Below are 9,003 nucleotides of genomic sequence, written 5' to 3' on the forward strand. Positions count from 1 at the left end.
AAAATTCTTTAAAACCAATGCCATGAAAAAACATTTAACCCTCTCCTTATCCATTGTTTTGATACTATTCTACAGCAAAGTTTCAGCTCAAATGGATTCCTTATTTCTCAAAAACCAGGACGTCATAGTCGGAACAGTAAAAAGTATGGACCGTGGTGTGGTGACCATAGAAACCGATTACAGCAAAGACGACTTCAGGGTGAATTATGGTGGGATCGTAAGGATCAAAACAGCCACCGAATTCCTCATAACCTTGTCGGACGGTACCAGGCTTACAGGAAACCTCGAGACAACTGGTGCGGGATTAATAAAAATCCAATCCGCAGAAGGTCTCTTAAAAGAAGTTCCAATAGATGAAATTGTCTACCTGGAATCCATTGCGAAACTATTCAAAGACAGGCTAAACGCCAATGTTGATTTTGGTTTTGGTCTTACCAAAGCCCAAAATTTAAGGCAGATATCATTAAGGAGCAATGCCAAGTACATGGCAGAAACCTGGTCTACGAGCATTTTTTACAATTCCATTTATTCCAATCAGGATGAAGTAGAACAAATCAGAAATACAGAAGGAGGAGTGACTTTCAACTACCTGCTTCCAAAGGATTGGTATATTCCTGTATCCCTGACTTTCTTGAGAAACACCCAACAAAAGATCGACCTCAGAACCTTAGGAAAAGTGGGTGTGGGTAATTATATCATCCGGACCAACCACAGTTATTGGGGTGTGGCCGGTGGGGTAACCTATAACGCAGAAAAATATACCGAGGCTGAGGACAGGAGAACATGGGAAGGATATGCAGGTACTGAGCTAAACCTCTATGATATCGGGGACCTTAATCTTTTATCTAGACTTGTTGTCTATCCGAGCATTTCAAAAGGCGGTCGATTGAGGTCGGAATTCAACTTCGATGTCAAATACGATCTCCCGCTCGATTTTTATATAAAACTTGGCCTAACTGCCACTTACGACAACCGCCCTGTTCCGGGTGCTACCGAAACCGATTATATGTTGCAGACGGGTTTTGGGTGGAAATGGTAACCTGATTTGTAAATTTTTGGATGTCATTATTCAAGTCAAATATGTATTTATCAATTTATAACCTTTAAATAACCATACAATGAAAAACAACTTAGCAGAATTTATCGGCACATTTTGGTTGGTGTTGGGAGGATGTGGAAGTGCAGTCCTGGCAGCGGCTTTCCCGGAAGTCGGGATTGGATTATTGGGTGTTTCCCTGGCTTTTGGCTTGACCGTGTTGACAATCGCTTATGCCCTCGGACACATTTCAGGAGCACATCTTAACCCTGCTGTAACCATAGGATTATGGGCCGGAGATAGGATTGAAACCAAAACTATACTACCCTATGTGATTTCGCAGGTATTAGGAGCAATAGCTGCAGCAGCAGTTTTATACATCATTGCCACAGGAAATGGTTCTGATATCGGAAGTTTTGCGGCTAATGGATATGGTGAACATTCACCGGGAGGATACAGCCTCAATGCAGCATTGGTGACAGAGTTTGTCATGACTTTCATGTTTTTGATTATAATCCTTGGTGCCACAGATGACAAAGCCCCCAAAGGATTTGCAGGGATTGCGATAGGACTTGCACTTACCCTCATCCACCTCATCAGTATTCCTGTAACAAACACTTCCGTAAACCCGGCGCGTAGCATCAGTCAGGCTTTGTTTGTCGGGGATTGGGCTTTGTCTCAGCTTTGGGTATTTATCATGATTCCGATCCTAGGAGCTTTGGCTGCAGGCGCATTCTATAAATTCATTAAATCATAGGAAAAAACAAGACTTGCCCTTACAGCCAATAGGTAAGGCTAGACTTCTCACTTCAATTTCATTTACATAACTAGGTTAAATCAAGAATGGGAATTTTTTCCTTTGGCAGATGCATAGGGCAATTAAAAAGGGCGTATTCCTAAGTTTCATTGCCAAAGGGCTCGCATTTTGAATCACATTATTTCCATACCAAAAATGAGTAAGAAAATCATTCTACGGTCATTGGGCATTTTCACTGTATTCATCATACTGATGGTCTTTCTGATTCCAGGAATTATAAGAAAGTATCTTATAAACCACAGTAAGGAACTGATCGGACGTCAGATGGAATTAGGGAAACTCAAAATCAATTATTTCACAGGAAAAATCCTTGTAACTGATTTTAAAATGTTTGAAGCTGATGGGAAAGAAGTTTTTGTTTCATTTGATACTTTATTGGTCGATTCTGAACCATACAGGTATATCACAAAAGACCTTGTCATCGAGCAGTTTTACCTTTCAGGTCTAAATGCAAGGTTCATTCAAAATGATTCTATTTTCAATTTTGATGATTTGATTACTTTCTTTTCCTCTTCCAAAGATACCCTTGCGGAAGATTCGTCTGACTCTGGTCCTTTAAAGTTTCAGTTGTCAAATATTGAGTTAACGAGAGCGCAATTCTCTTATGAGAACAGGAAATTAAATAAAGTGACAAAATTGAATGACCTGTCATTTTTCATTCCATATATAGGTTGGGACCAAAAAGAAAAAAGCAAAGCAGGTTTGAGATTTGCCTTCAAAAATGAAGGGTATTTTGAGTCAACACTGAATTTCGATCCTACAGGAGGGGATTTTGAAGCCAACATCATAGTCTATCATCTATACCTAGACGCTTTCAAAGATTATGTGGCAACATCGGCTAATATTAATTCCATTCAGGGAATGCTTAACAGTAATTTTTCGATTATGGGGAATATCAATGAACCTGAAAAATCCAAAATCTCAGGTTCTTTGGAAGTTCTTGATTTTTTGATGACAGACAGACAGGATAAGAAGTTTCTAGGCACAAAAAAAATGGAAATCCAGTTGAAGTCCATTGATCAGGCTAACCTGAATTATGCAGTAGATTCACTTATTTTTAATGATCCTTATGTCTATTTTAGAATGGAGGGAGAGTCAAACAATTTTTTCGAAATTTTTAATATTTCGGTCAACGAGGATTCATTAAATCAGGCAGCTTTTCCAGCTGATACCACCGCTTCCACCCTGCTTGCATATTCGATAAACAACCTTATCGTTCGAAACGGGATTTTTGAAGTTGAAAATTATGAAAATGTCCAAATCATTCAGGGCGAGCTAAACAGCAATTTTACCCTTGGAGGTGACTTGAATGAACCGGATAAATCCCTCGTTTCCGGTTCGTTGGAATTACTAGATTTTTTGATGAAAGATAATGAGGGAAAGGAATTTTTAGGTGCCAAAAAAGCGGAAGTCAACTTCAAAACAATTGATTATTCCCAATCGAAATACATAATAGATTCTTTGGTAGTTTCTGAACCCTATGTTTTTTTCAGAATGGATTCCCTTACCAACAATTTCTTCCAAGCATTCAATATTCCAATTGAAGAAGAAGCTGAGTCCACCCCCTCATCTGATCCGCTGTATTATGAAATAGGCCACTTGATTGTCGATAAGGGGAAACTAGATTACGCCGATAACCTGACAGGGGAGATTTTCAATTATTACCTCAGTGAAATCCATATGGATGCCGGAACACTTCAAAGCACTTCAGATTGGGTAAAGTTAAACGCTAAAATGCTCCTCAATAAACGTGGTACCCTTGTGGCTGAGGTAGGCTTTAATCCTTCAAATCCCTATGATATCATACTCGATTATACCATAAAGGATTTTCGGTTGAGTGATTTGAACATCTATTCAAAGTTTTATATGGGTTTTCCAATTGTCTATGGGGATATGTATTACAAAAGCCATACTGAGATTTTGAACAACCAGCTTACAAGTGAAAACAAACTGATTATCCAACATGCGGAATTAGGGGAGAAATCAGGTGGCCTTTACGATTTACCCATGAAATTTGCCCTTTTTATTTTAAAGGACAAAGATGGAGTCATTAACCTCGATATTCCTGTAAGAGGGGATTTGAATGATCCCACTGTCAGCATTGGACAGATTGTCTGGAATACTTTCAAAAATCTGATTGTAAAAGTTGGTACTGCCCCAATCAATTTTCTGGCAGGCTTGGTCAGTGTCGACCCCAATGATATCAAGTCCATTGAATACAGTTACCTCGATACAACTTTCACTTCCAAAATACAAAAGCAGCTTGATAAGTTACTTGAATTGGAAGAAAAGAAAGATGGATTAAAAATAGAGCTCATTTACTTCAATGATATAGAAGCAGAAAAAAACCTGATTGCAGTAGGAGAGGCAGGAAAATTTTTCTTATTAAATACCGGTAAAAACCACGAATCCAATGAACAGGAGTTTAAAACCTTCTTAAAAGAAAATACCGGCGCTGATTCCTTGGATGTCTTGGCTGCCTCCAAAATCCTGGTACCTGCCAATGTGATAGATTCTCTTTCCAACCAGATTGGTCAAATCCGAAAATCCAGTCTGGAAAAATATCTGTATGGAATCCGAGAAACCACTAAAATCAGGATTGTGGATTTTGACCCGGATTCCCCTAAAAATATTGGAAGCCAACCAATATTCGAGACCAAATATTCCCTTTCAGATGAAAAATTAGGAAGGAATTGATAATGGACTCTGATTAGTGAAAGGGTAAGTTTTAATGGTCTACAATTCAAATTCTCATTACCCTCAATGATAACTGAAAATTAAACAGCATAAATGCTTATCAAATGAAAAAAAATATTGTTTTAAAGTCTTTGTTATTAGGTTTTCTTGTCTGCTTGCCAGGCTTGATTTCAGCTCAGGATATCCTTCCTTTTCCACCGGTTCCTTCAGGAAGTAAAGCCGGTCTTACTATAGGAACTTCTACCTACAAAAAGCGGATAGAACCTAACAGATTGCCTGAGGATGCACCAAACATTGTCATCATTTTGATGGATGACCTTGGACCAGGCACCCCTTCAACTTATGGTGGTGAAATCAACACACCTACTTTGGAAAGGGTAGCCAAAGGCGGAATATCATACAACCGGTTCCATTCTACCGCGATGTGTTCGCCCACCAGGGCATCTTTGCTCACCGGCCGCAACCATACTTTTGTGGGAAATGGACAGATCGCGGCAATCGCCAATGATTTCGATGGCTTTAGCGGAGTGATTCCCAAATCCTCAGCCACCATGGCGGAAGTGCTCAAGAATTATGGATACAATACCGCTGCTTTTGGAAAATGGCACAACACGCCTGAAGAGCAGATTACAAATAAAGGCCCTTTTGAATATTGGCCTATTGGTTATGGTTTTGAATATTTTTATGGGTTTTTAGCGGGTGAAGCATCTCAATATGAGCCAACTTTAGTAAGAAACACCAATTATATCATCAAGGAACATCATCCTGAAGGATACCACCTGTCAGAAGACATTGCCGATGATGCGATCACCTGGATGCAGGACCAGAAGGCTTTTCAGCCTGATAAGCCTTTCTTTATTTATTGGGCCCCGGGTGCCTCCCATGGTCCACACCAAGTACCCAAAGAATGGGCTGACAAATACAAAGGAAAGTTTGATGATGGGTGGGATGCATACAGGGAGAGGGTGTTTAAAAACGCCAAAGAAAAAGGATGGATACCCCAAGACACCAAACTTACACCCAGACCGGAGTCTATGGCTTCTTGGGAATCTATTCCTGAATCCGAAAGACCTTTCCAAAGAAGGCTGATGGAAGTATTTGCAGGATTTACCGAGCATGCAGACTATCAGGCGGGAAGGTTGATCGACGAAATTGAAAGAATGGGTGAACTCGAAAATACGCTCATATTTTATATCTGGGGAGACAATGGTTCATCATCTGAAGGCCTATATGGCACCATCAGCGAACAACTCGCCCAAAACGGAATTCCGACCAAGATTTCCGATCACCTGAAAGCATTGGAAGAACTCGGGGGATTGGATGCTCTGGGCGGCCCAAAAACCGACAACATGTACCATGCCGGCTGGGCATGGGCAGGCAGTACTCCTTACCAGGGTACAAAATTACAGGGCGCTTATTTTGGTGGAACCAGACAACCTATGGCTGTCAGTTGGCCAAAGAAAATCAAGCGTGACATTGAAACAAGGGCACAGTTTCACCATGTAATAGACATTGTACCGACGGTTTATGAATTGTTGGAAATTTCTTCTCCTCAGGTGGTAAATGGTTTCTCCCAGGATCCGATCCATGGTACCAGTATGGTTTATTCTTTTACAGAAGCCAAGGCAAAAAGCACAAGGACTACTCAGTTTTTTGATATCATGGCAAGCAGGGGGATTTATGACGATGGATGGTATGCATCAGCTAGGGGACCAAGAGAACCATGGGTAGGAGGGATACCAAAAGGTGTCAAAGATTGGTCTCCACTTACCGATCAATGGGAGCTTTATCATATTGATGAGGATTGGAGTCAAAGTACAGATCTGGCAGAGTCCAATCCTGAAAAACTGGAGGAAATGAAGGCGCTGTTTATCGCAGAATCAGCAAAGTATAAAAACCTTCCCATCGGAGGAGGACTTTGGTCTACCGCCTTATTTCATCCGGAGGATGCACCGGCATCTCCACTTACCGAATGGACTTTTGACCGTCCAATAACATATATGCCAGAATCCGCCGCACCAAAGCTTGGGAAAAACAGCAGTTTGGTGACAATGGAAGTAGAAATTCCAAAAAATGCCAATGGAGTACTCTATGCACTTGCAGGTTTTTCTGGTGGAATTACTGCCTTTATCAAAGATGGATACCTGCATTATGAATTCAACCTCTTTGAGGTAGAACGAACGAAACTCAGATCTTCTAAAAAACTGCCAGTTGGTAAAGTGGTAATTGAAGTCGAGTCGAGGCTTCAAGGACCTATTGGTGGTGCAATGGACATCACACTTAAAGTAAATGGAGAAGAAGTGGGCAAAGGTACGGTACCCCGAGCGATGTCCCTCCACTTCACTTCCAATGCGACTTTTGATATAGGAAAAGACCTTGATTCGCCGGTTTCATTGGACTATTATGATAAAGCGCCCTTCGCTTTCAATGGGAAAATTGGAAAGACCTGGATAAAATATCTGAAATAATAAATCAAACATTAACCTATGAAAAAGAAAGTAATACTCTCGTTAACAGTTCTACTTTTCGTTCAACTGGCTTTCGCACAGCAAAAAAAGCCTAATATCATCGTTATAATGGCCGATGATATTGGCATTAGTAATCTTGGAACCTACGGTGGTGATATTATGGGTGCCCCAACACCAAATATTGACAAATTAGCTAGTCAAGGGTTAAAGCTTACCACTTTTTACGGTCAACCAAGCTGTACTGCCGGTCGTGCAGCTTTTATCACAGGTCAATTGCCGGTTAGAACCGGACTTACAACGGTAGGAATACCGGGAACGGACGTTGGGCTTAAAAAAGAAGACCCAACGCTAGCAGATGTGCTAAAAACATTAGGTTACAATACTGCCCAATTTGGTAAAAATCACTTTGGCGATTTAGAAGATATGTTGCCTCACCGTCATGGATTTGATGAATATTTTGGCAACCTGTATCACCTTAATGCCAGCGAAGACCTTGAAGACAAGGATCGTCCTACGGACGCCAACTTCAAAAAGCAATTTGATCCAAGAGGAGTTATTTCCGGCACAGCAAATGGTCCAACAATAGATGAAGGAGCTTTAACTTCAAAACGCATGGAGACTTTTGATGAGGAAATTCTGGCAAAAACAACAGACTACATTAAAAGAAAATCCAAAGAAGATAAACCGTTTTTTGCATGGTATAACCCTTCCAGATTACACGTATTTCAGCATTTAAAGGAGGCGGATAAAGGTAAATCAAGAGCCTCGCAAAATGGCGAAGATGTCTACGGGGATGCATTAATAGTTCACGATAGGGAGGTAGGCGAACTACTGAAACTCGTTGACGACCTGAAATTGACTGACAACACCATCGTCATTTATACTACAGATAATGGCGCTTACCAGTATATGTGGCCTGAAGGTGGGACCAGTCCATACCGTGGGGATAAGGGAACCACCTGGGAAGGTGGAGTTAGAGTTCCTTGTATTGTAAGATGGCCGGGAAAAATTGAAGCAGGAAGCCAAAGCAGTGAGATCATGTCGTTGGAAGATTGGTTTACTACTTTGATTGCCATAGCTGGTGAGCCTAACATCGTTGAAAAATTGAAAAATGGCAGTACTTATAATGGTAAGCCCTTTAAAGTGCTTTTGGAAGGAATTGATCAGACCGACTTTATTACCGGTAAATCCTCAAGTAAACGCGATTTCTATTTCTATTACGACGAAGCAAATTTGACTGCCATACGATACAAACAGTTTAAAATGTCTTTTGCATCAAAGCGTAATAATAAATGGGACGGATTCTTAGAACCATATGGAAGACCCTTATTGGTTAATCTTTTATTGGATCCTTACGAAAGACAGACCGACAGCGATATTACTCGTCAGTTGTCAGAGCACAAAGGCTGGGCATATGCTCCGATGTTGGGACTAATGCAAAAACATTTGGAGAGTTTCAAGGAATTTCCACCTCGCCAAACACCGCTCTCGGGGGATTTTACAAAAATGATTGAAGGCATGATGCTAAAAATGAAAAACGATAACTAATAGTAGTAATTTCTTGGCATAGAAATTCACCCTTAACCCTTCCAATCTTTAGAATCGATAATGCGGAAAATCAAAAAAAGGTTTGAATAATACAAAATTCTAAAAAATGAAAATCAAAATTATTAATCTCTTAGCACTAGCTGTTTTCATAGTATCAGCTAGTGCAGTGTCAGCTCAGGTTTTAAATAAAAAATCGCTCCTTGCTGATTTAAATAAAACAGAAGAAGTGAAACTAACACCAGAACAGCAAAAGGAATATGAAGAAATCAACGGAAAACTCGCCGATGACCTTATACAAGTATCATCAAGCACCAAATCGAAGGAAGAAAAGGATAAAGAAACCGACAGGCTTTTTGATAAGCGAGATGAAGATGTGGATGGAATTTTTGGTCTTGATGAAAAATCATCATTCCATCTGAACCAAGAGTTATCACCAT

At 40.4% G+C, this 9,003-nt stretch carries 6 protein-coding genes; all 6 read left to right on the plus strand.

From position 1 onward, the window contains the following. The first annotated feature begins 22 nt into the window (after positions 1 to 22). Positions 23 to 1,039 carry a DUF481 domain-containing protein gene (locus ACZFYI_RS00495; protein ID WP_462522161.1) on the plus strand — a complete coding sequence of 339 codons (1,017 nt, stop codon included), beginning with the start codon at positions 23 to 25 and terminating at the stop codon, positions 1,037 to 1,039. 79 nt (positions 1,040 to 1,118) lie between these two features. Then, positions 1,119 to 1,793 carry an aquaporin Z gene (gene aqpZ, locus ACZFYI_RS00500; RefSeq protein WP_462522162.1) on the plus strand — a complete coding sequence of 225 codons (675 nt, stop codon included), beginning with the start codon at positions 1,119 to 1,121 and terminating at the stop codon, positions 1,791 to 1,793. A gap of 195 nt (positions 1,794 to 1,988) precedes the next feature. Continuing rightward, on the plus strand, positions 1,989 to 4,550 hold the full coding sequence (locus ACZFYI_RS00505) for a DUF748 domain-containing protein (protein ID WP_462522163.1): 2,562 nt from the start codon (positions 1,989 to 1,991) through the stop codon (positions 4,548 to 4,550). Positions 4,551 to 4,654: 104 nt separating this feature from the next. After that, positions 4,655 to 7,018 (plus strand): arylsulfatase, encoded by a 2,364-nt coding sequence (locus tag ACZFYI_RS00510; protein ID WP_462522164.1) that lies wholly within the window; start codon positions 4,655 to 4,657, stop codon positions 7,016 to 7,018. A gap of 18 nt (positions 7,019 to 7,036) precedes the next feature. Beyond that, positions 7,037 to 8,566: an arylsulfatase gene (locus ACZFYI_RS00515; protein WP_462522165.1), complete on the plus strand. Its 1,530-nt coding sequence runs from the start codon at positions 7,037 to 7,039 to the stop codon at positions 8,564 to 8,566. Positions 8,567 to 8,672: 106 nt separating this feature from the next. Further along, positions 8,673 to 9,003 (plus strand): hypothetical protein (locus ACZFYI_RS00520; protein WP_462522166.1); only part of this gene is annotated, 331 nt, incomplete at its 3' end.

The organism is Aquiflexum sp., from assembly GCF_977115555.1.

Coding starts and splice junctions, on each gene's coding strand:
- ACZFYI_RS00495 (WP_462522161.1), top strand. CDS start 23: ATGAAAAAACATTTAACCCTCTCCTTATCCATTGTTTTGATACTATTC.
- aqpZ (WP_462522162.1), top strand. CDS start 1,119: ATGAAAAACAACTTAGCAGAATTTATCGGCACATTTTGGTTGGTGTTG.
- ACZFYI_RS00505 (WP_462522163.1), top strand. CDS start 1,989: ATGAGTAAGAAAATCATTCTACGGTCATTGGGCATTTTCACTGTATTC.
- ACZFYI_RS00510 (WP_462522164.1), top strand. CDS start 4,655: ATGAAAAAAAATATTGTTTTAAAGTCTTTGTTATTAGGTTTTCTTGTC.
- ACZFYI_RS00515 (WP_462522165.1), top strand. CDS start 7,037: ATGAAAAAGAAAGTAATACTCTCGTTAACAGTTCTACTTTTCGTTCAA.